This is a genomic window from Pseudomonas sp. HD6515 (assembly GCF_024971855.1).
Lineage (GTDB): Bacteria > Pseudomonadota > Gammaproteobacteria > Pseudomonadales > Pseudomonadaceae > Aquipseudomonas > Aquipseudomonas alloputida.
In genome coordinates, this window is the sequence record NZ_CP079827.1 from 4,067,442 (window position 1) to 4,090,148 (window position 22,707).

Here is a 22,707-nt window from a genome sequence, read left to right on the forward strand (position 1 = left end):
CATAAATGTAACCGCAAGCGGCCCGCATTCCTAAGGCAGGAGACGCTTGATCGCATTGCCAATGATCACGCGAATGAGCTCCGAGAGCTTGGCTCGAGCCAGAAAAAGCGTTGAGCTGTTTTTGCTGACCCAACCTAGCGTGCATACCGAGACTAAATTGCTGCTCTCCTCCTGATGGCCGCTCCCGCTAATGACTCCTAGGAGTGGCCCCGCCCAGCGCACCCAGCTGATAGTCCGTCACGGCTTGGAACTGATTCTCGGCAATCAGCCGTAAGCGCTCCAGCTCGGCACCTGTGACCCCACCTGCTTCAGCTTCGTGATAGCGTCTCAGGGCGTCCACGGCCTCGGTGTACATCGGATCGTCCGGCATCAAGACCTTGCTGAGATCCCTCCGCTTCATGGTCATTCCGCTCATGTTGGAATAGGCAGATCGGTATCAATGACGATGACTCGATGCTTTTCGGTACCAGGGTCATCTGGCTCCCCGTGGAACCAGCTCAGGGACTCATAGCCCATGATCCGCCCTTCGCGCACGACGTCTGGGTAACACGCAACAGCGTCTTCCAGCGCTGAGCAGTCAGATCGCGGAATCAAAACTGGCAGGTTCGGGTCATGCTTGCGCAGCTCTTCGATCAATTCGCCAACATTCATACCATGTCCTCGGATAACCCATCACGCGGCACGTTAGGCCCTAGTCTCAGGATTTTAGCAATCTCATCAGCGAGAAGGCATAGCCTGAATGCACAGCCGAGGGATAAGTAAATTCTCTCCAACCACGCGTGCCACCATCACTGCTCAACAACTGCGCACTTCTCCTGAAACGGATAGACTCAGCTCAAGGCAATGTGCCACCCACCAGTTCTCGCTATGGAAATACGCATGGATTACTCACGCATCAGGGGCATGGAATCAGGACAACGCCTCGCTTTCGAAGAACTCATTTGTCAACTCGGTCGCCGTGACAAGCCAGCAGCCAAAGCAGAGTTCAGGCGAGTTGAAGGTGCGGGAGGTGACGGTGGACTTGAGGCTTACTGGCTGCTCGACGACGACAAAAAAGTCGGTTATCAAGCCAAATATTATTTGAAGTCAAGTGATATAAATTGGGCTAACATCGACGACTCGGTGGAAAAGGCTCTTCGGTCTCATCCAAGTTTAAAAAAATATATTGTCGCCATCCCTTGCGACCTAACGGACAAAAGTGGCCCCAAGGGTGGTGGGAAGAGAGGATGGGATCACTGGGAAACCCACAAAGAAAAATGGGAAAAGTTAGTCCCTGCTGGTCAACATGTAGAGTTCACTCTATGGTCGGCATCCGACATTACTGATCGATTGTCCAACCCAAACGCCGAAGGACTAAAAAAGTACTGGTTCGGAGACTTCGAATTCTCTCCTCAGTGGTTTGCCAACAACGTGGGCTTTGCAATTCAGTCCTTGGACGAAAGATACCATCCCGACGACCATGTTGAAGTCAGCATCGAAAAATTATTCAAGGTTATTCTATGCGACCACACAATCATTGAGGACATCCAGAAACGGATTTCTAAAGTTTGCAGACTTGCCAAAATAAATGATCCAGAAAATATACTGGGCAGCTCCGAGCGGAATGCTTTAGACATCATTGCAACCACAGCTAAAGCCTTGGAAATCCTCAGCTCCCGATACAGCCCTGACGCCTGGCTGGAATGGCCCATACAAGAGTGCCTGGATTGCGTTGATGATATGTCAGATGCCATCCATCCCCTTGAGAACCTAATATGGAGTTTAAAAGAGGCAGAAAACAAACCAAAGCAGTCTAGCGATTATAAGCTGAGCAATTTAGAACACCAACTTAGGGAAGCTAGCAGCGCCTGCTACTCATTGAGGTCATTACTACGAGACCGTTACATCAGCAAGCAACATGAGAGCAGCATCCTCCTAAACGGAAAAGCCGGTACTGGAAAATCTCATCTACTAGGGAGTGTGGCACAAGAGGCGATTTGCGAAGGCAGAACTGCAGTCTTGATCCTAGGACAACACCTTGGCGGTGAGAACGTTTGGGGGCAGATCACCAGGCGACTCGGACTTGGAGATCTCAACCCCGATGTTTTCCTTCAAGCCTTAAGTGCTGCCGCTGAAGCAACAAAGAGACGCGGACTTATTCTCATCGACGCCGTAAATGAAGGAGGCGGACTAGCGCTATGGCGTAATGAGCTTGCTGAATTTATCGCCAGGATCGAAAAACATAAAAACCTGGTACTGGTATTCAGCTGTAGATACGAATATACCTCCTACATCATCCCGCCAAAACTGAGCAACAAAATACCGTCCTTTATGGTGCAGGGATTCAGAACACCTGAGGAGCAGAAGCGTGCGGCTCGGGTATATCTCGGAAAACGAGGAATATCCCAACCCAACACACCATGGCTCGCCGAAGAGTTCACAAACCCTTTATTTTTACGAAGTGCGTGCGTTGCGCTAGAAAGAGACAACAAGAAATTTTTCCCCAAAGGCCTCATTGGCACAAAACAGGTATTCGCCTTCTATCTGCGAAGCATTGCTAGAAACTTAGGCGCCGGCAGAGACGGAAGCGACGACCTGGTTTCTCCTACCATGCAATCCATTGTTGCGATCGCGTTAGATATGGCTGGACAACGGAGGGACTATGTTCCGCACTCGCAAGCTATTGCCCTTATAGCTGAAAAGTTCCAGGCCTATCCAACACCACCAGCCACCACTTGGTTTGAAATTCTTCAGCGCAATGGCCTTTTTAGGCTAGACCCAGACCCGCATAGCTTAAAGGCTGATCCCTTCTTGATGGCCGAGGAATTAACTCGATTTAGTTTCCAAAGACTTCAAGATCACTTGATGGCCTCGGCCCTATTGGATAATGTTGAGAATCCCGCTCTGGCATTAGCTAGCGGTTCGCTTCAATTTATTCATAATGGTGAGAGAATTCTTGGCGAGTGGGCAGGCTTAACCGAGGCCCTTTCGATTCAAATACCTGAACTTTTTAACGAAGAACTCTTGGATTTGATGCCTGGAGATACCGACCATTGGGCGAACGACTACTCGGTTGGAGGCGCGTTCATTGAGAGCCTCAAGTGGCGGAGCAACGAGTCGTTTACCGACAGGACGCTTCATCTCTATAATGCGTTCCTTAATGCTTCCGATGAGCATTTCGACATCATTCTCCAGGTAAGTGCCAGCGTAGGTCATCCATGGAACGCTAAATTCCTGCATGAGCGACTGAAAGCCCGAAAAATGCCACAACGTGACGCATTCTGGTCTGTCCAGGTAAACGGACTTTCGTTGGAGGAAGGGTCGACAATCCACCGCTTAATCGAATGGAGTGCTTTTGAGCAGAATAATCAAACTGACCCTGAAGTTCAGTATCTTTGCGCACTCACTCTAACGTGGTTTTTTTCAAGCTCGAACCGATTGATACGAGACCGAGCAAGCAAAGCACTTACGTCCCTTATGATTATAAATCCCGGCTTGTACGATAAATTGTGCAATGACTTTGCAGCCGTTGATGACCTTTACGTCCAAGAACGACTTCACACAGCCGCGTATGGCGCTTGCTGCATTGATGGTAATGAACAGCGCCTGCAGTCCTATTCCGACACGGCTTACAGGATAGTTTTTGGCAGTGACGTTGTTCCGCTTTCGATACTCCTCAGAGATGCAGCTTTGGGCATAATCGAGATGGCAACCCTCAAGAACTGCTTATCTCAAAGCGTCGACGTTCAGAAATGCAGCCCACCTTATAGAACCAAAATGATACGTCTCTCCATCACAGAAGAAGCGCTGGAGAGGGCCTCCAAGGCCGTCGGCGGCTCGAATATACTCAGCTCTTGTACAGGCTGGATGGGTGATTTTGCCAGCTACGAGATTCAACCCAGGGTTAGCACATTCCTTAACGTCTCGCTAACCGATCCCGAGCCGATGTCTGACGCTGAAATACGTGACCGCTTTAAAGAAGAAGTTATCGAGATATGCCCTGTAAGGAGCGCGCTCCTCAAGCGCATGCGCAAGATTACGCATAACAAATTCCGCACTTTATTAGTACGCTTAGAGCACAATAATAAAAAAGACGAAATTAAAGACCCTGATCATTCGGAAGAGTTCAAACGCCTCGAGAAACAACTCCTGACAAGCTTAAATAAAGAGGAGAAGGCTCGATACAGGAAGGAATACCAGCCATATTTCAACTCCTCGAACAACCGCCCAGACCGGCTACCTCATATCGACATCAAAGCAGCGCAGCGCTGGATTGCAAAAAGAGCTTATGGTCTGGGCTGGACAAATAAGCTATTTCCGGATGACCGTAGCCATGGCGAAGATCACAGCCGCAGCAGACCACTTATTGAGCGTATCGGCAAGAAGTACCAGTGGCTTGCGCTTGATGAGCTTCTCTGTAGTTTGGCAGATAATAAATGGATGTCAGAGCGACGCAGCAACGGCTCACGGCTTTATGCCACACCATTGGACATTGGCTTTCACCGGGATATAGATCCCACTATTCTGCTTATCGAGGATGAAGCTCAAGCAATTTCTCAGGGCGTTGAGTTCGACAAATGCGAGATTTCCTTGCGCGAGACAGAGGAAGAAGAACTCGGGATGTGGCCATTTGAGGATAGCCCAGCCATAAACATACCAAGGTTAGTAACGCGAACCGATTCTACAGGGGCAGAATGGATCGTCCTCCATGAACACCGTAATTCAACTGACCGTTACTCTGACAAAGCGAACCGAGATCATGGACTGAGGAAGCAGGAATGGCGCTTCCTTTTACCGGTCTTTGTACGGTCTGAAGATAAAGCACTGCTGCTTGATTACACCTTGGATAAGAAAAACATCAATGTGGACTCATGGACAACCCGAGACCTCACAGACGCAGGATTCTTAAGAGAGGCGCCGTGGCGTTCAACCTGGGAGCAGGCGCAGTGGAGTTCTCAGTATTTTCATGACCTAGGAGAGGTCGATATTGCATATCCATCATTTTTCTATCAGTGGGAGTCTCACCTGGATGCATCACTCCCGCAGGGAGCCCAAGCAATTCTGCCAGCACCTTGGCTAGCTCATCGCCTGGGTTTAACGCCCCATCGCGAAAATGCTGATCAGTACGTAGATCAAGCCGGCGCGGTTCGCTTTGCGAGTGGTCGAAGCCCAGGTGACGGATCTCACGCCTACATGGATAAGCAGTTGGTAGAAGCCTTTCTGGAGGAGGAAAAGCTCGAATGCATATGGGTTTTCGTCGCTGAACGTAGCGCCTGGCCTGGTGGTGAGAATGACCATGCCTCGAGACGCCGCTCGGAAGGTGTTATCTGGCGCGAGGACGGCAAAATGAAAATGGTTTCCTGGGATGATGATTGGGCCCGAGGTGATTCGTTAAAATACCTCCCTATCGGAGCATAGCTAGCAACCTACCCCAAGATTCGAGACTGGGCGACGTAAGAAACCGCCCGGCTCGGACAGTGGCGCATCGCCACATCCCAACTACGCTGAGGGGCCACGCCTACCGTAGACAGGGAATTCCCGCCATGCACTGTTTGAGCAAAATTCACATCCAAAACTTCCGCTCATGCAAACAAGTGATCTTGCCTTTGGGTGATTTCACCCCACTGGTGGGTCAAAACAATGCTGGAAAATCCACCATTCTCGACGCAATCAGGTTGGTGCTTGCGCCCAAGGCATTTGCAAGGACAGATGCCAATGACTCCAGCCAGCCGATCATCATCAGCGCATGCGTGGCCGGGATTACAGAAGACCTCGTAGCTCAAATCCCTGATGCCCGACATCGGGCCGCGATTACCCCCTACTGCGTCAACGGTAACCTTTGGATAAGGATATCGGCGTCAGGCACAACTAGGCCATCCACTGAGGTCTGGGAAGGTGCTGACGTAGATGAGCAGGGCCTCCCTACTTCCTGGCGCAGCTATCCGACCGGATTACCTCAAGCCATTTCGGCATTGTTGCCTGAAGCATTGCATATCCGCGCAATGGACGACGTCCAGGAGGACTTAGGCAAAGGCAAGGCCGGCAGCACTATCCGTGGGCTGCTGGATGAAATCATGGCTCCCATTCTCACGGCCCACCAGGAGGTTCAAGACGCCCTTGCAGCGGTCAAAAACATCCTGGCCGCCGATGGAGAGAACCGCTCTCCTCTCCTTGCAGAATTTGACACCAATGCCAACAACGCGCTCTCAAGTTTTTTCCCAGGCCTAGTGTTAAACCTGGACGTGCCATCAATCGACGTTAAGGAATTTTTTAAGAGCGGCGACCTGAATGTGACCGATGAAATCTCTGGTGAAACCAGGCGATTCGACACCTTGGGCAGTGGTGCACAGCGAGCGATACAAATGGCATTGATTCGCCTCTTGGCCGACATTCGGAAAACCCGCGATCAAGACCTCTCCCGACGTCTTCTTTTGATCGACGAGCCCGAGATATTCCTCCACCCACAAGGTGTCAGGGGCCTTCGGGAGGCACTCCATGTGCTTTCAAAATCTGGTTACCAGGTCGTCTTCACTACACACTCGCCGTTGATGGTGAGCAGGGATAACGCCCCAGATACGGTTATCGTCCGTAGATCACGGGAGAATGGTTCCGAGGTTCGCGTGCCGATGGGAGCAGCGGTTGCGCAAGCCATGGCAGAGGCACAAGCTCAATCTCGAACTCTCTTCGAGCTTGGAAACATTGCTGAGATCTATTTTGCTGAAAAGGTAATCCTCTGCGAGGGTAAGACCGATCAGAGGCTTCTGCCACTCATCTACGAAAAACTCTATGGTGTACGGCCTGAGCTCGAGCGTATCTGCTTTGTTGCTCTCGGTAGCTGCACCTCCATCCCTAAGGGTTTTTCTGTGCTGACGGCAATGGGCATCAAATGCGGCGTGATCGCAGACTTGGATTTTGCATTCACTCATGCCAGGGGGCCCTGGCTGCAGAAAGAATGCGAAGAGATGAATAAGGTTAAATCCGTACTTCAAGGCATCAGCCAGGCTGAAGGCTTCCAGCTGGGTGGTAACGGAATGCCCCAGAACTCGAGGAACAAGTCAGCTGCGGACTGCTGGGCTGCCTTTGCAAGACATCCTGACGGCCAAGCACTCGCGAACGATGCTCATGAGGCGCTGAAAGAATTCACGACCTGGGTCTGGCCAATGGGCTGTATCGAGGATGCCCTAAACATCGAGGATAAGGGGGAGGCAGCCATAATCGCTCAGGAAGACACCATCAGGAATTGGCAGCCTGCGGTGATTGATCGTAAGCGCTCCATGAACCCCACATTCAAAGCGCTTACCTGATCCTCGATGCTGTGCTCCCGATTTCTTTCTGGAGCTCGCCGACCATGATGCGACCCGACGCCAAAGTCGAAAAAGTGTACCTCTACCCCAAGCCTGTCGACTTTCGAAAATCCATCGATGGCCTGGCCGCATTGGTCGAACTCGATATCAAAGTGGCGGTGTTCGACCCAGTGCTTTTCGTCTTCCTCAACAAGCCGCGCAACCGCGTGAAGATCCTGTATTGGGAACGCAACGGCTTCTGCCTCTGGCTCAAACGCCTGGAGTCCGAACGTTTCAAAACTTCACCTGATCCGACTGACGTCGCCATTGTCCTGACCGTTCAGGAACTGAACTGGCTACTCGATGGCTTCGACCTCTGGCGCAACCGTCCGCATCAGGTTTTGACGCCTCGATACGTCGCCTGATTCGGTATAATCCGCGGCATGATTTCCATGCCCGAAAACCTCCCTGACGATCCTGTTCTGCTCAAGCAACTGCTTGAGCAGATGATCCACGAGCGCGCGTCCGACAAGGGCAAGATCGTTCATCTCGAAGAGGAAGTTGCGCTGTTGCGCCAGCGCTTGTTCGGGCGCAAGACCGAGCAGACTGGCGATACGGCGACACCACAGTTGCCACTCTTCGACGAAGCGGAAAGCCTGGCCGAGCCCTTGGATGAGGCTGACGACGAAGAAGTCGTTGCGCCAACCAAACGCCGTGGCAAGCGCAAGCCGCTGCCAGCTGATTTGCCGCGTATCGAAGTTGTCCACGAACTGCCCGAGCATGAACTGACCTGCGCTTGTGGCTGCCGTAAACATGCCATCGGTGAAGAAGTCAGCGAACAACTTGAAATCGTCCCGATGCAGATTCGCGTCATCAAACATGTTCGCAAGGTGTACGGCTGCCGGGACTGCGAGTCAGCGCCCGTAACGGCGGACAAGCCCGCCCAGATGATCGAGAAAAGCATGGCCAGCCCGAGTGTGCTGGCCATGCTGCTGACCACCAAATACGTAGACGGCTTGCCGCTTCACCGCTTCGAAAAAGTGCTGGGGCGTCACGGTATCGATATCCCGCGCCAGACCCTGGCACGCTGGGTGATTCAATGCAGCGAGCACTTTCAGCCGCTGCTGAATCTGATGCGCGAAAGCCTGTTGAACAGTCGGATCATCCACTGTGATGAAACACGTGTGCAGGTGTTGAAAGAGCCTGGTCGTGAGCCCAGCAGCCAATCCTGGATGTGGGTGCAAACCGGCGGCCCACCTGATCGCCCGGTGATCCTTTTCGACTACGCCACCAGCCGAGCGCAGGAGGTGCCGGTGCGCCTGCTGGACGGCTATCGCGGCTATGTCATGACCGACGACTACGCCGGTTACAACGCGCTGGCCGCACAGGACGGGCTGGAGCGATTGGGCTGCTGGGCGCACGCGCGCCGCAAGTTCGTCGAAGCGCAGAAAGTACAGCCCAAGGGCAAAACAGGACGCGCTGACATCGCATTGAACCTGATCAATAAGCTCTATGGCGTCGAGCGCGACTTGAAGGACAGTGACGACGAAGATCGTAAGGTTGCCCGCATGGAGCGCAGCCTGCCATTGCTGACTCAGCTGAAAAACTGGGTAGAGAAAACGCAACCTCAGGTCACGACGCAGAATGCCTTGGGCAAGGCCATCGGTTACTTGGCCAGCAACTGGAGCAAATTGGAACGCTACGTCGAGCACGGCTACTTGCCGATGGACAACAACGCGGCCGAGCGTGCGATCCGCCCGTTTGTCATCGGGAGAAAGAACTGGTTGTTCAGTGACACGCCCAAAGGTGCCACTGCCAGCGCACAACTTTACAGCTTGGTAGAAACGGCCAAAGCCAACGGCCAAGAACCCTATGCGTGGCTGCGCCACGCACTGGAACGCCTGCCGCAGGCGTGCTCAGTCGAAGACTACGAAGCGCTACTGCCATGGAATTGCACACCTCACATACACAGCTAGGTGCGCTGCCCATCTTTGGTTAGGTGGGGTTTATGGAGCGCTTACGATTGATCAGGAGTATCCAGTTTTCCGTAGCACCCTGGATTGGATGCGAGCTATCTAAGCGAGGTGCCCAGCGTCCTTACCTGGAAAATGCCTCACTACATCACCTTTGAAAAAGCCCCCATCAGGGGGCTTTAGCAAGCTTCCGGTGGAGCATGTTTTTAGGCGAGCCAGCCTTCCACCACGTCGGAGCCGTACTCGGCTTTCCATTCTTTCAGCAGCTTATGGTTTCCGCCTTTGGTCTCGATGATTTCACCGTTGTGCGGGTTCTTATACTGCTTAACTTGGCGAGCGCGACGCGGGCCCTTTTCAGCTACAGCTGGGGCGGTGGCACGACGGTTGGCTTGAGGATCCAGGATGTTGATGATGTCGCGCAAGCTGTAGCCGTACTTGGCGAGCAGGTCGCGCAGTTTGGTCTCAAATTCGATTTCTTTCTGCAGTTCGGAGCTGCCCTTCAAGGCTTCGAGCTCTGCGAGCTGGGCGGCGAGCTGCTGCTCCAGTTGACGAAACTCTGCAAGACGAGACATATGAGATCCTTAAGATGTCTAAGAGAAAGGTGCATTCTAGCGATAAGTTTCGGGCTCAGCTTATTTTTCTTCGTACCCGATAGCTTTCATGCTCAGTCGGAAATACAGATCGACCTAACTTATAGACCCCGCGCTCGTCGCCCGAGTTCATCGAGATCCCGAACCCTGTGCTCCAAATCTTGATCTCTGTCCCACTCCCCTGGGCCCACCTTCTCTTCGGGCAAGCCGGCAAATTCAGCCAAACGACTTATAATCTTGGACACCTCTAAGCCTAGAACCGCGTACCCTCGTTGCCGTGTCCAAAAGAACTCAGGATGATCGGGAGGATCGTAATTGTATTCTTGGATGGCGCTAAGCTTACCGTGAAGCTTGTCTTGATAATCTGGGATGCGGATTATCGAATACATCAAATCCTTAGGAAGTAATTTCCAGTTGATGTCGATATCAAGTGGGTTAAAGACCGGCACAGTCGTTACCGTTTGCCATCCGCCATCCTCCCCTGCAGGCTGCCCTTGCCGCGTTCCATTGTCCCTAGCGACCTCCAAGCATTCAGTGGCCAAGCGGTCGAGATGTGATATCAAGAGGATCCCAACATACGATATGTCTCGCTTATCCTTCCGCCGAGTTATCCCCCACTCCTTGGCCCAAACGAAAACGTTCCCTAACAACACTCCAGTGATTCCAGCTGCTGCTGAAATGATGGCCGAAACATTCCCTGCATCCACCCGTCACCTCCTGCTTATGTGCCGCTATTGATAGGTTTACTGAGAGTTGCTGTGATGACTTTCAGTAGACGATACGCCTCCCACCTGCGCTATCAGCCCTGAGCCATGGCGTCGAAACGGAACGCCGGATACAAACCGTAAGGCGGCTGTCCCGCGTTGAGAATGCCCGTCAAACTCCATGAGCGGATGGAACATCGATGTCCCAAGGAGGTATGACCACACCTCCATATTCCGGTGAATCCTGATCAGCACTCTCTCTCGCTACGGCTCCAATTTCATTGTCAGGTGAGGCCTCAGCGTAGCGCTCAAGAACAGGAAGGCGCACCAGCAAAGCGCGAAGTCGAGCCTTGAACCGCAAGCCGTCCGGGTGACCACAAGCTATGAGCCTACCGACTTTTCCCATTAGCCTGCGAACCTCACGCTCAAGGTCGATTGAAAGTGGGCCAGGCTCTGCGGCAGCCTGAATTTCAATCCGCTTTACCATAGCGCGTATCAGTCTGCGCTCGTCTTTTGGAAGACCCGGTTTGAGCTTGTCGACAGTCAGCCCGGTCACGGTTACAGCTCCCGGTTCCTTTACCTGTAGGAGAGATTGACCGCGACGACGGATATGCAGCTTGCTGCGCTTCTGCAGGCAGCCCTTCTGACTCAGCATCCACGTGACTGCGGAAATAACTCGGCTCTTGGCGTCGGGAGGAATCTCAGATTTGCTCGAGACAGTGATGTCATCCGCAAATCGGGAGTACGCAAGACCTTCTGACTTCAGTTGCTTCACCAATGCTGGCTCTACATCCCAGAAGACCAGGTTGGCAAGATAGCTACTTGTACTGGCCCCTTGAGGTACCTGCCCAGCACGGGTAGTCAACGCTGCCAGCAGGGATGAGACCTCGTTAGAGAACCCAAATAGACCGGAAAAAATTTCTTCCACGTGTGCCGTAGTGATCGAAGGGAAGAAGTTTTTGATGTCCTGCAGAATGATAGATTTAGAGCCTGCATGAGACCGTGCATTGGAGTAAATGCTACGCGGTTGCACAGTGTCTCGAATGCCACCATGAAGGTAGGCCGGGTATTTCACTTTGGTTAAAATACGATCAACGATTTTACGTTGGATCCCCTTCAATGGCTCGTATGCATCAAAGGTATCTCTCGGTGAACCATCTCTTTTTTTCTGAGGGACATACCGATAAAGGTTGGAGCCTCGTTTGGCAATGGCAACAAGGAGAGCTTCTGGCTCAGCAAGCGCAAGAGAGAGTGCTTTTAGGCTGTAGATAGGGCGATGAGGGTAAAGGGGAGCTTCCATCGCCAGCCTCATCAGTAAATGGCTGGCTCCTCGTGTGAGCCAGCCATTCCAAGAAATCGAATGGTGTAGTTTGTTGCGTCATTAGATTTCCTCAAGGAGCGATACGACATGCTCCTTCAAAAACTCGTATCCTTGCACGCCTTTTTCCCAGAGCCACACATAGTACGGGATACGCCTCAACATCTTGGTCAACCTTGCAACCAGAGACTTCAAACGCTCCCATTTACTTGGAGGTGGCAGCTGAGATGAAGCGACTTGGGTGACGCGAGCATCTTCATTGCTGTGCATTTCCTGGCGTGGTTTACGCGCCAGTGACTTTAAAATTTTCACGATTGATGATTCCTATCGACTTGGCACTTGCCCCGCCGCTAGACATTCCGGGCCGAAAGGAACGCTGAAGATGCCACTACAAACTACAGTTCCGCTTATCAAGTCCCTTGATAAGCCGTCCGCCGCACAACTCCATCACTTCGCTTAGCCGCTTAGGTCGAAACACATGGGACACCATTGGGGCATCTCAGCACTACGAACCAAGCAGCTTAGGGACAGCGACCGCACGCCGAAGATAGCCGTGGAGAACACCAAGGCCGGTCAGTTTCCTGACCATCAACTGCAAGCCCGAATTTTTTCAATCGTGTTTAAAGAGCACCTGGGCGAGTCGCCCAGCTACCACTATCTTCACCTAAGAAGCAAAGCGGTATCAAGCACCTTTTGTTGCTGACTATGTCATTGAGTAAAAAGGCAACACGATAGTTCTGCTGATCCCGCCTCCCCTGATTTCACTTAATTTTCACTCCAGCTCAGGCAGTCTCTAGCTATCCCTACGTGTGATAGATCTTGCCCGCCTAGCAGCGGGCTTTCTTTTGCCTGTAGCTTCGCCTGCCTGCCCAAGCAGCAACCTAACGGAGTATCCGACTACTCGGTGCGTCAGGCGCAACTAGCAATTGAAGCAGATCCGTTATCAACCCTCGTGCATCATGTTGGTACCCCTCACGCCAACGGTATGACCAGTCTCATGGGGATCCGTCCTCCTCCCACTCGGCTAATGCGAGGCCATTGAGAACCTCCATCTCAAACCAGGGGGTCTGCCATCCTTCCGTGTCTGAAACCAGGTTTGGGTTTTGCCAGGCGAATTCTGTCTGCGCGACGAAGCCCGACCAACGTATCAGATCTTGAGATGCCTGTTGGGCCAGTATCATTAGCGCCGAGACTGTCAGCACAGGTTTTCTCCAGAGACAACGAACAGGCTGCTTCGCATTCTGCCAGAGAGCGGTCAACACGCACGCCGAACCTTGAGGGTCAATGTCTGCGTTGGCACTGTATGACTTTGCCTTCCTCAGCAGCTTAATGGCCGAGCTTGCTCATCATATGGTTCCGCTCGAGAACCGTACTGCACTTCAAGCAAGAACGGGCGGCGAGATCCTCAGCGAATTTCGCAAGTGCGTAAAGAAAGCCAAAGCCACAAAGCCAGATGCCGGGCCTATTGGCCGCGCGGCCGCTGACATGTTCCAGGCGCTGGACACCCGGCGATCGGACATCATGCATGCCTACCCGATCGCCGACCGGGCCAGGCAGCAAATTCTGCACCGTCGGCTGGGGCACGAAAAAATCGCTATTTTGAGGTCACCAACGAGATACTAGACTTTGTACGAAAAGTATTGCCGCATGCAACGTAGGCTGCAGGCCAAGGTGACCATGGCTGCAAAGCTCTTGGCCAGCTTGTCATAGCGAGTGCCGATCCTGCGATTTTCTTTCAGCCAGCCAAACATCCGCTCAATGATGTTCCGTTGCCGGTATTTGGGCCGGTCAAACAGTCGGGGCAAGCCAGGTCGAGGTTTGCGCGGCATAGCGCGCAATGGGATTACCGGCTGCATTCGGTAACGGTCGCAGTACTGGCGCAGGTGCTCGGCATCGTATCCCTTGTCAGCCAGCAACCACCGGCTACGTTTACGCGGTCGTCCTGGCTTGCCAGCAATTCTTACAGCATCCAGCAGCGGCTGAGCGTGGGAGACATCACTGGCTTGTCCTGGTGAAAGCCTGAAATGCAATGGCACGCCATTGGCATCGCACACCATGTGAATCTTGGTGGTCAGACCGCCTCGACTGCGCCCGAAGGCATGGTCTAACGGTTCTTCAGGCCCCCCTTTTTCCCGGCGCCTGAAGAGGCTCGGGTTGCTCGTACTGCGGTGGAGTCGATCATCCAGGTGTCCAAGTCGATCAGTCCTTCCCGGTTCAGCCGAATATGCAGACGCTCCAGTACTCGCTCGAATGTGCCGTCGTCGCGCCAGTCACGAAAACGCTGATACACCGTTGACCAAGGCCCAAAGCGTTCAGGCAGGTCGCGCCAGGGAGCGCCCGAGCACAGGATCCACAGAATTCCGTGGAGAACCTGACGATCATCGTTGCGAGGACGGCCCATTTTCTGTTCTGGAGAAACCAAATCCTTGATCAGCTCCCATGACGCATCAGAAAGTTCGTAACGCCTTGCCATACGGGCCTCCAACCGGTCATGGCGGCAATTTTAGCCACAACGACTTTTCGTACAAAACCTAGAGGAGTTCGTCAGAAAGCTACATGACGTGAGCAGCTTGCTGTACTACATTCGCGCCATCATGAAGCCAGAGCTTGCCGACCGAGCGGCGACTTCCAGCCGTTGAGCAACCGGGATGCGGGCTCAGAAGTCCAGAGGTAGATAGCTTCAGGCTTGGCTTCCGGGCTAAAGTCTGATGTTGCGCAGCAAATCCACCCGCCAAGCAAGCGACACACCATCTGCCTAGTGAACCAGGACACCATGACCACACCTTCCCACCTGTACAAATACCAAAGCGTCACGCGGTACTCGCTGCAGTCCTTGGCCGACAAAAAAGTCTGGCTGTCCACCCCGGCCTCCTTCAATGATCCGTTTGACTGCGCCATCAACCTCGACCGCAGCAAGCTGGCAGAGTCCGTAGCCCACGCGGTCGAGAAAGCCACACAAAATGCTGTGGTGGAGGACTCACTGAAGGTGCCGAGCGAGGAGGATGAGCTCGCCTATGAGCGGCTTCGCGACGGACTCGGCGCGCTCATGCAGAACATTGGCGTGCTCTGCCTCAGCGAGGCACCCGATGAAATTCTGATGTGGTCTCACTACGCCGAGAACCACAAGGGCTTCTGCATTGAGTACAAAATCGATGAAACCTCCCCGCTGAAAACCATGGCCAGACCGGTGAAGTACACCGATGTATACCCGTCACTGTCCGTGAAAAACCTGCCTGCCGGCGCCACGGAGACCTTTTTGGATGCCTGCCTGTTCACCAAGGCCAAGCAATGGAGCTACGAGAAGGAATGGCGAGCAATCATGGATGTTGGCGGGAAGCTTTATCAAGCTCCAGCACCCGTCTCCGCCATCATCTTCGGCGCGCGCATGCCTGATGCCGATAAGCGAGATGTCTACGAAATTCTTCGCCTTACACCCGGAATCGAATTCCGGGAGGCGTTCCTCCTTGATAACTTCTTTGGACTCGGTTTCCGTCCGTACGTAACTGAAGACAACCGATAAGGTTGCTTAGGGCCAGGGAAATGGAATCCCTGGCCTTGCTCAGGTGCTACCGCCTTATTTGCAGTAAACCGTCCATAGCTCATCAACCCGCGTCGTGAATCTCTGGCTCATCATCTCCCGACGCATACCCCAGCTTGGATCGACCGGTACGCTTGCCAACCGCATCGTCCCCCTACCCCACCTGCCGTTCACCGCATCGAGCACACCCATCAGCTTTTCACTCGCCACCGGCTGTGCCGCCGCGAACAGGTCACCGGTAATCTCGTTTGACTGGCTGAGGTCGAGGAGCAGCACCTCCGCCTTGCTGTAGCGGAAGCCTTCCCTGAATACCCGCTCCACGCCTTCCTGCGCTGCCTTTGCCAGCAAACGCGTGTCGTCTGTTGGGTATGGCAGCTCGACCAGGACGCCGTTGGCGTATTTCGCCTCGTCCGGATTGAACATCCCCGTGCGAATGCTCACCCGTAGCCGTTTGCAGAGCGACTGCTGGGCACGGAGCTTCTCGGCAGCCCTAGAAGTGTAGGTGGCCACCGCCTCTTTGATCGGAGCCAGCTCGGTCAGTCGGGTACCGAACATGCGGCTGCAGCAGATCTCCTTTTTGGGTGGGTCGGGCTCGTCCAGTTCGAGGCATATGGTGCCGCCTAGTTCCCTGGCAGTCTTCTCGATCACCACACTGAACTGCTCCCGGAGCGCCCAGGCGTCAGCATGCGCAAGCTCCCACGCAGTTCGTATATCCATAGCCGCCAGGTGCGCCGTCATGCGCCGGCCAACTCCCCAGACGTCCGACGCATCGCACTTCTTGAGCACCCAGTTGCGCTTCACCTCATCGCGCAGGTCGACGACGCCACCTGTATGGCTCTGCCATTTTTTTGCAGCGTGGTTGGCCAGCTTCGCCAAGGTCTTGGTTGAGGCGATACCGACACCGACCGGTATACCTGTCCGCCGATAAACCTCGGCACGGATCTGTCGGCCCAGGCGCTCAAGGTCGCCGGGCATGCCCGTGAGCTCGGCAAAGGCTTCGTCAATCTAAAGGAAAGAAGAACAGCCATGGACATGACTTCAGCTCAGACATTCCGCTACTCAATCTCTGATGTCGGATGTCCATAGAAAGAACCTCTTTTCCAGGAAATTGGGGCTTGAAGTCCATACCTGCGCAATTGCACCCATTTGACCAGTCAATTGCATTGGTACTGACCACCGCGTGCATCCGACTTGGCCAGTGGGCAGCAGAGACGCAACAGGCAGAAACCGGCCAGAAGCAGTCAGTCAATCATGCGTTACAGTGATTTTTTGCAGCTCTTTATAGAGCCGTTAGCTGCTGCCACCAATAATCCATAGGCCTGCCAGTCGTCAGACAGTCTTATTCTCGATCAGACGATTGCCCCGTCGATGACCAGTAGCTCACCGGTGATGGAGCCAGAGTCCGGTCTTCGGATGCAGGACTCCTGGCTTTGCTCACTCAGCGCCGATCCCGGCCATCGGTTCAGTTTGGCCCCAGCCACCGCCCAGAGACCTGAACAGGTCAACCAGCGCAATCTGCCGTTCCGTGCTGATTTGAATTAGTGTGGTCTGGTTGCTAAAGGTGCTGCGCTGGGCGTCAAGATAACGCAGGTAGTCGTCCACGCCGCCCTCGTAACGCGCCTTAGCCAGGGCCATCGCAGCCTCGCTGGAACCGGCCAGAGCCTGGCGGGCAGCCTCCTCGCGGCGCAGGGTGTCGGTGGCGGCCAGGGCATCGGCCACTTCGCGGAAGGCGGTCTGGATGGTGCCTTCGTAGTCGGCCACCGCCGCGTCCTGGCGCACTTCGGCGAGGTCCAGGTTGGCGCGGTTGCGGCCACCGGCGAAGATCGGCAGCGACAGCGTCGGGGCAAAGCTCCAGGCCCGCGAGCCGCCATCGAACAATCCGGACAACTCGGCACTGGAGCTGCCCACCGAACCGGTCAGGCTGATCCGGGGAAAGAACGCGGCGCGAGCTGCACCGATATCGGCATTGCGCGCCTTGAGGCGGTGCTCGCTGGCGAGAATGTCCGGGCGCCGTTCGATCAGTTCCGAGCTGGTGCCGGGGGCGATGTCCTGCAGCACCATCAGGTCGTCGCGGGGCGTCGCGGGCAGCAGGCGAGCGGCATCTGGCGTGCCGAGCAACAGGACCAGGGCGTTGTCCGCCTGGCGTAACTGGCGTTCGGTGCTCTCGCGCTCGGCCCTAGCCTGTTCGGCAAGGCCGACCGCTTCCTGGTAATCCAGGGCGGTGGCGGCCCCCGCTGCACGGCGCTGGCTGACCAGCTCCAGCGAGGCCATGCGGCTGTCCAGGGTTTGTTCGACCAGGGCCATGCGGCGTAGCGCACCATCGCGGGTCAGGTAGGCCTGGATGACCTCGGCAACCAGGCTGATCTGCGTGGCACGGGTCGCCTCCTCGGTCGCCAGGTAGGTCTCCAGCGCGGCCTCGGAGAGGTTGCGCACGCGGCCGAACAGGTCGACTTCGTACTCCGCGAGGCCGAGGCCGACCTGATAGTTGCTGGTCACTTCCGAGCGCCCGGTCTGCGACAGATCGGCAGGCAGGCGCTGGCGGTTGCCGCTGGCATTGGCGTTGATCGAAGGCAGGCGATCAGCACGCTGGATGCGGTACTGGGCACGCGCAGCTTCGATATCCAGCAGCGCCTGGCGCAGGCTGCGGTTGTTGCTCAGCGCCGTATCCACCGCGCGGCGCAAGTCGGCATCGACGATGAAGGTCTGCCAGTCCAGCGCCTGGGCACGGGCGCCCTCCGCGTCGGCGGCTTGCCAGTGCGACGCGACCGGTGCCTGCGGGCGCTCGTAGGTCGGGGCCAGCGAACACCCCGCCAGGGCGGCGATGGCCAGGGGCAGCAGAGCGCGACGGAGCATGAAGTGAGAGGTCATCGCATTACTCCGCTTTATGCAGGGGATGGTTGTCGGTTTGCTGAGGTTTGGTGCGCAGCAGCGACAGCACCCAGACGAAGAAGATCGGCACGAAGATCACCCCGAGCATGGTCGCGCTGAGCATCCCGCCCAGCACCCCGGTGCCCAGTGCGCGCTGGCTCGCAGCGCCGGCGCCAGTGGCGATGGCCAGCGGCACCACGCCGAGCATGAACGCCATGGAGGTCATGATGATCGGGCGGAAACGCAGGCGCGCGGCTTCGACAGCGGCATCGCGCAGCGAGTAGCCGTCTTCCCACAGGTCCTTGGCGAACTCGACGATGAGAATGGCGTTCTTCGCCGCCAGGCCGATCACGGTGATCAGGCCGACCTTGAAGTACACGTCGTTGGGCAGGCCGATGGCAGTCACCGCCAGTACCGCGCCGAGTGCGCCGACCGGCACGATCAGCATCACCGTCAGCGGGATCGCCCAGCTCTCGTAGAGCGCCACCAGCAGCAGGAACACCACGGTGATGGCCAGCGCGAACAGCATCGTCGCCTGGCCGCTGGCGACCCGCTCCTGATACGAAAGCCCGGTCCACTCGTAGCCGATACCTTCGGGCAGCTCGGCAGCGATGCGCTCCAGTTCGAGCATCGCCTCGCCAGTGCTCACGCCGGGCGCGGCGTCACCGGCAATGCGGATCGACGGGTAACCGTTGTAACGCGCGACCTGCACCGGGCCTTCCTCCCAGCTCGTGGTGACGAAAGCACTCAGCGGTACCAGGCTGCCGCTGTCGTTGGGCACATGCAGGCGCAGGACGCTTTCCGGCGTCATGCGCTCGGCCTGTTCGGCCTGTACCACCACGCGCTGCTGGCGGCCGGCGTTGGCGAAGTCGTTGATCACCGACGAGCCGAACGCAGTGGACAGCGCGCTGCTGATCGCTTCGAAGCTGACACCCAGCGTGCGGGCCTGCTCACGGTCGATCACCAGGCGCAGCTGCGGCGCCTCGGCCAGACCTTCCATCATGGCGTAGAGGAACTTCGGATTGCCGTTGACCTTGCCCAGCACTTCATCGCGCGCTGCCAACAGGGCATCGCGGCCGAGACCGGCGCGGTCCTGCAGGCGCAGGGCGAAGCCACCGGAGTTACCAAGGCCTTCAATCGGCGGTGGTGGTACCGACATGATTGCGCCGTCATCGAGGTTGGCGAAGTGCTCGTTGACCGCAACCGACTCGGCTTCCGGCGACTGCGAAGAATCACGCTCAGACCAGTCCTTGAGCAGCGGGAAGGCAATGGCCGCGTTCTCGCCCATGCCGGAGAAGCTGAAGCCAAGCACCAGGAAGGTCGTCTGCACGGCCTCGCGGGCCATCAGAAATGACTCCAGCTCTCCACCAGCGGCCGAGGTACGCTCACGGGTGGCGCCGGGCGGCAGCTGGATGTCGACGATCATGTAACCCTGGTCTTCCACCGGCACGAAGGATTCCGGCAGGCGCATGTAGAGAAAGCCCATCAGCACCACCACGCCCAGGTAGATGAACATCACCCTCCCGGCTCGCGGCACCAGCTTGTCGTTGAGCTTCGTGTAGCGGCTGGTCAGGCTGGTGAACTTGCGGTTGAACCAGCCGAAGAAGCCAGTCTTCTCGTGATGGCCTACAGGAATCGGCTTGAGCAGCGTGGCGCACAGCGCCGGGGTGAAGGTCAGCGCGAGAAAGCCCGAGAACAGAATCGACACCGCCAGCGACAGCGAGAACTGCTGGTAGATCACCCCCACCGAACCCGCCATGAAGGCCAGCGGCAGGAACACCGCCGACAGAACCAGGGTGATACCGATGATCGCCCCGGACACCTGCCCCATCGCCTTGATGGTCGCCGGCACCGGCGCCAGGCCTTCCTCGGCCATGATCCGCTCGACGTTCTCCACCACCACGATGGCGTCGTCCACCAAGATGCCGATGGCCAGCACCATGCCGAACATGGTCATCATGTTCACCGAGAAGCCCAGCAGGTACATGAAGGTCAGGGTACCAAGCAGACACACCGGCACGACGATGGACGGGATCAGGGTGTAGCGCACGTTCTGCAGGAACAGGAACATCACCAGGAACACCAGCACCATGGCCTCGATGAGGGTCATGATGACCTTGTCGATGGCCACGTCGACGAAGCGCGAGGTGTCGTACGGCACGGAGAACTCGACGTTGTCCGGGAAGTTGGCCGACAGCTCGGTCAGACGCTGCTTGACCGCCTCGGCGGTCTGGATCGCGTTGGCACCGGGCGACAGCTGCACGGCGGCGGCAACGGCGGGCTTGCCGTCCTGGCGCGAGCCGAAGTTGTAGTCCTGGCTGCCGACCTCGATGCGTGCCACGTCGCCCAGGGTCAGGCGCGAGCCGTCCTGGTTGGCACGCAGCACGATGGCGGCGAATTCCTGCGGGTTGTCCAGGGTGCCCTTGACCGCCAGGGTCGCCGTCAGCTCCTGCTCGCTGGAACCCGGCGTGCTGCCGAAGGCACCGGCCGGCACCTGCACGTTCTGCGCGCGGATGGCGTTGTTCACGTCATCAATGGACAGGCCGTAGCCAACCAGCTTCTGCGGATCGATCCACACGCGCATGGCCGCCTCGGAGGCGAAGAACTGCAGTTTGCCGACACCGGGTACCCGGCGGATTTCGTTGTTGATACTGCGCGCCGCGTAGTCGGCCAGCGCCGTGACATCGGAGTCCTTGTCGCCATCGGTGTAGCTCAGCGCATAGATCAGCAGGAAGCCGGCGGTGGCCTGCTCGGTCTGGATGCCGAGGGTCAGCACGGCCTGCGGCATGCGCGCCTCGGCCTTCTTCAGACGGTTCTGCACGTCGACCTGGGCCAGTTCGGGGTCGGTCCCCGGCTGGAAGGTGACGGTGATCTCGGCTATGCCGTTGGCGTTGCTGGTGGACTCGAAGTACAGCAGGTTCTTGGCGCCGTTGAGTTCTTCCTCGATGACGCTGGTCACCGAGTCGGTCAGCTCCTGCGCCGAGGCGCCGGGATAGGTGGCGGTCACGGTAATCTGCGGCGGCGCCACGTTGGGGTACTGTGCCACCGGCAGGAACGGAATGACCAGCAGGCCACCTAGCGAGATGAACAGGGCGACTACCCAGGCAAAATTGGGGCGTCGGATGAAAAACAGGGGCATGAATGGTTCTCCGGCTTACTGGGCCTGGGACTGTGGAGCTTTTTCGGCGGCGCCTTGCTCGCGTGGGATGACCTTGGCGCCCGGACGGATAGCCGCCAGCGAGCTGGTGATCACCTTGTCGCCGGCCTGCAGGCCCTCGCTGATCTGCCAGCGCGAGCCTTGCATGGCGCCAGTAGTGACCTGGCGCACCTCGACGGTATCGCCCTCGCCCAGCAGCATCACGCTGGCCTGGCCGTCAGCCGAACGCTGCACGGCACGTTGCGGCACCAGGATGGCGTTCTGGTTGAGCCCCTGCGGCGTGCGCACACGCACGTACATACCCGGCAGCAACACGCCCTCGGGGTTGTCGAACTGCCCTCGCAGGGCGATTTGCCCGGTGCTGCGATCCACCGAGATATCAGTGAACAGCAGCGTGCCCTTGCTCTCGATATCGGTACCATCGACGCGCAGCGACAACGGCTGGTCGCTAGCGCCGGCAACCTTGCCCTCGGCGATGGCCGCGCGCAGGCGCAGGGCGTCGGCAGCCGGCTGGGTGAAGTCGGCGTACACCGGATCAAGTTGCTGGATACGCGCTAGCAGAGTCGCCTCACCCTGGCCTACCAGCGCCCCTTCGGTGACCTGGGCTCGGCCGATGCGTCCGGCAATGGGTGCGCGAACCTCGGCATAGCCCAGGTCCAGGCGGGCGGTTTCGACATTGGCCTGGGCCGATCGCTTGTCGGCCTGGGCACTCTGCAGAGCGGCCTTGGCGTTGTCGAAATCCTGCTGGCTGACGGCGTTGATCTTCACCAGCGGCTCGTATCGGCGAACCATCGCCTGGGCCTGGAACAACTGCGCCTCGGCGCGGGCCAGTTCACCCTGCGCCCGCGACAGGGCCGCTTTGAACGGCGCAGGGTCGATCTGGAACAGCACGTCGCCGGCCTTCACGTCGGCCCCTTCCTCAAAGGTGCGCTTGAGCACGATCCCCGCCACCCGCGCGCGCACCTCGGCGACACGCACCGGCTCGATGCGTCCTGGTAGCTCGGCAACCACGGTGAAGGGCTCGGTCTGCACGCTGAGCACATCGACTTCACGCGCCGGCGCCTCCTCCCCTTGCTCTTCGGGCTTGTCGCAGCCAACCAGGGTCACGGCGACCAAACAGGAGATCACGGAAAAAGTGATCCACTCGCGAAATTTGTTCATATCTCACCCAAGCACGAAGCCAGTACGTAGTCGAAGCCGCGCATGATGCACATCAAAATCAAATGAGTCAATATTGACTCATTTTATTTTGATGTGAACAAAGCTAGTATCCTCTTTGAGAAAAATGAGTGTTCTA

The 22,707-nt window shown here is 56.6% G+C and carries 15 protein-coding genes and 1 pseudogene; 6 read left to right on the forward strand and 10 right to left on the reverse strand.

Annotation, left to right across the window (positions count from 1 at the left end; translation table 11 throughout):
* Window positions 1-187: 187 nt before the first annotated feature.
* Both KW568_RS18885 and KW568_RS18890 read right to left on the reverse strand, forming a co-directional pair.
* Entirely contained in the window at window positions 188-406 is a 219-nt protein-coding gene (locus KW568_RS18885) for a hypothetical protein (RefSeq protein WP_004577681.1), read from the reverse strand.
* A 5-nt stretch (window positions 407-411) separates the two neighbouring features.
* Window positions 412-651, reverse strand: a complete 240-nt coding sequence (locus KW568_RS18890) for a hypothetical protein (RefSeq protein ID WP_004577682.1) — start codon at window positions 649-651, stop codon at window positions 412-414.
* A 228-nt stretch (window positions 652-879) separates the two neighbouring features.
* Here KW568_RS18890 and KW568_RS18895 point away from each other — a divergent pair, with 228 nt between their 5' ends.
* From KW568_RS18895 to KW568_RS18910, 4 genes are all read left to right on the forward strand, one after another.
* Window positions 880-5,397, forward strand: a complete 4,518-nt coding sequence (locus KW568_RS18895; RefSeq protein WP_232107009.1) for an ATP-binding protein — start codon at window positions 880-882, stop codon at window positions 5,395-5,397.
* Between the two features lie 125 nt (window positions 5,398-5,522).
* Window positions 5,523-7,283 carry an ATP-dependent endonuclease gene (locus tag KW568_RS18900; RefSeq protein ID WP_259536587.1) on the forward strand — a complete coding sequence of 587 codons (1,761 nt, stop codon included), beginning with the start codon at window positions 5,523-5,525 and terminating at the stop codon, window positions 7,281-7,283.
* Window positions 7,284-7,327: 44 nt separating this feature from the next.
* A complete protein-coding gene (gene tnpB / locus KW568_RS18905) occupies window positions 7,328-7,687 on the forward strand; it encodes an IS66 family insertion sequence element accessory protein TnpB (protein ID WP_010954006.1) in 360 nt (119 codons plus the stop codon).
* Window positions 7,688-7,705: 18 nt separating this feature from the next.
* Window positions 7,706-9,238, forward strand: coding sequence for an IS66-like element ISPpu13 family transposase (locus KW568_RS18910; RefSeq protein WP_029885958.1), 1,533 nt, complete (start codon window positions 7,706-7,708; stop codon window positions 9,236-9,238).
* A 203-nt stretch (window positions 9,239-9,441) separates the two neighbouring features.
* On the opposite strand, the gene KW568_RS18915 is transcribed toward KW568_RS18910, so the two are convergent.
* The 3 genes from KW568_RS18915 to KW568_RS18925 form a co-directional block, all read right to left on the reverse strand.
* Entirely contained in the window at window positions 9,442-9,807 is a 366-nt protein-coding gene (locus KW568_RS18915) for a histone-like nucleoid-structuring protein, MvaT/MvaU family (protein ID WP_004574018.1), read from the reverse strand.
* Between the two features lie 894 nt (window positions 9,808-10,701).
* Window positions 10,702-11,829 (reverse strand): reverse transcriptase family protein, encoded by a 1,128-nt coding sequence (locus tag KW568_RS18920; RefSeq protein ID WP_033726373.1) that lies wholly within the window; start codon window positions 11,827-11,829, stop codon window positions 10,702-10,704.
* 81 nt (window positions 11,830-11,910) lie between these two features.
* Window positions 11,911-12,159 carry a hypothetical protein gene (locus KW568_RS18925; RefSeq protein WP_157404852.1) on the reverse strand — a complete coding sequence of 83 codons (249 nt, stop codon included), beginning with the start codon at window positions 12,157-12,159 and terminating at the stop codon, window positions 11,911-11,913.
* A gap of 972 nt (window positions 12,160-13,131) precedes the next feature.
* On the opposite strand from KW568_RS18925, the gene KW568_RS18930 reads away from it, so the two are divergent.
* Window positions 13,132-13,470 (forward strand): hypothetical protein, encoded by a 339-nt coding sequence (locus KW568_RS18930; protein ID WP_004574014.1) that lies wholly within the window; start codon window positions 13,132-13,134, stop codon window positions 13,468-13,470.
* Here KW568_RS18930 and KW568_RS18935 read toward each other — a convergent pair.
* A protein-coding gene (locus tag KW568_RS18935; protein WP_085983001.1) for an IS5 family transposase occupies window positions 13,467-14,320 on the reverse strand; the annotation gives its coding sequence in 2 pieces (ribosomal slippage) (window positions 13,467-13,978 and window positions 13,978-14,320; 855 coding nt in all). The genes KW568_RS18930 and KW568_RS18935 overlap by 4 nt on opposite strands.
* Window positions 14,321-14,620: 300 nt before the next feature.
* Here KW568_RS18935 and KW568_RS18940 point away from each other — a divergent pair.
* On the forward strand, window positions 14,621-15,367 hold the full coding sequence (locus KW568_RS18940; protein WP_004574011.1) for a DUF2971 domain-containing protein: 747 nt from the start codon (window positions 14,621-14,623) through the stop codon (window positions 15,365-15,367).
* 54 nt (window positions 15,368-15,421) lie between these two features.
* Here KW568_RS18940 and KW568_RS18945 read toward each other — a convergent pair.
* From KW568_RS18945 to KW568_RS18960, 4 genes and pseudogenes are all read right to left on the reverse strand, one after another.
* Window positions 15,422-16,390 (reverse strand): annotated as a pseudogene (locus KW568_RS18945) (DUF4113 domain-containing protein); the annotation flags it as partial.
* Between the two features lie 429 nt (window positions 16,391-16,819).
* Window positions 16,820-18,253 (reverse strand): multidrug efflux transporter outer membrane subunit TOprJ1, encoded by a 1,434-nt coding sequence (locus KW568_RS18950; RefSeq protein WP_003152694.1) that lies wholly within the window; start codon window positions 18,251-18,253, stop codon window positions 16,820-16,822.
* 4 nt (window positions 18,254-18,257) lie between these two features.
* Window positions 18,258-21,392 (reverse strand): multidrug efflux RND transporter permease subunit TMexD, encoded by a 3,135-nt coding sequence (tmexD, locus tag KW568_RS18955; RefSeq protein ID WP_088813949.1) that lies wholly within the window; start codon window positions 21,390-21,392, stop codon window positions 18,258-18,260.
* A gap of 15 nt (window positions 21,393-21,407) precedes the next feature.
* Window positions 21,408-22,571 (reverse strand): multidrug efflux RND transporter periplasmic adaptor subunit TMexC3, encoded by a 1,164-nt coding sequence (locus KW568_RS18960; RefSeq protein WP_034039546.1) that lies wholly within the window; start codon window positions 22,569-22,571, stop codon window positions 21,408-21,410.
* Window positions 22,572-22,707: the final 136 nt, after the last annotated feature.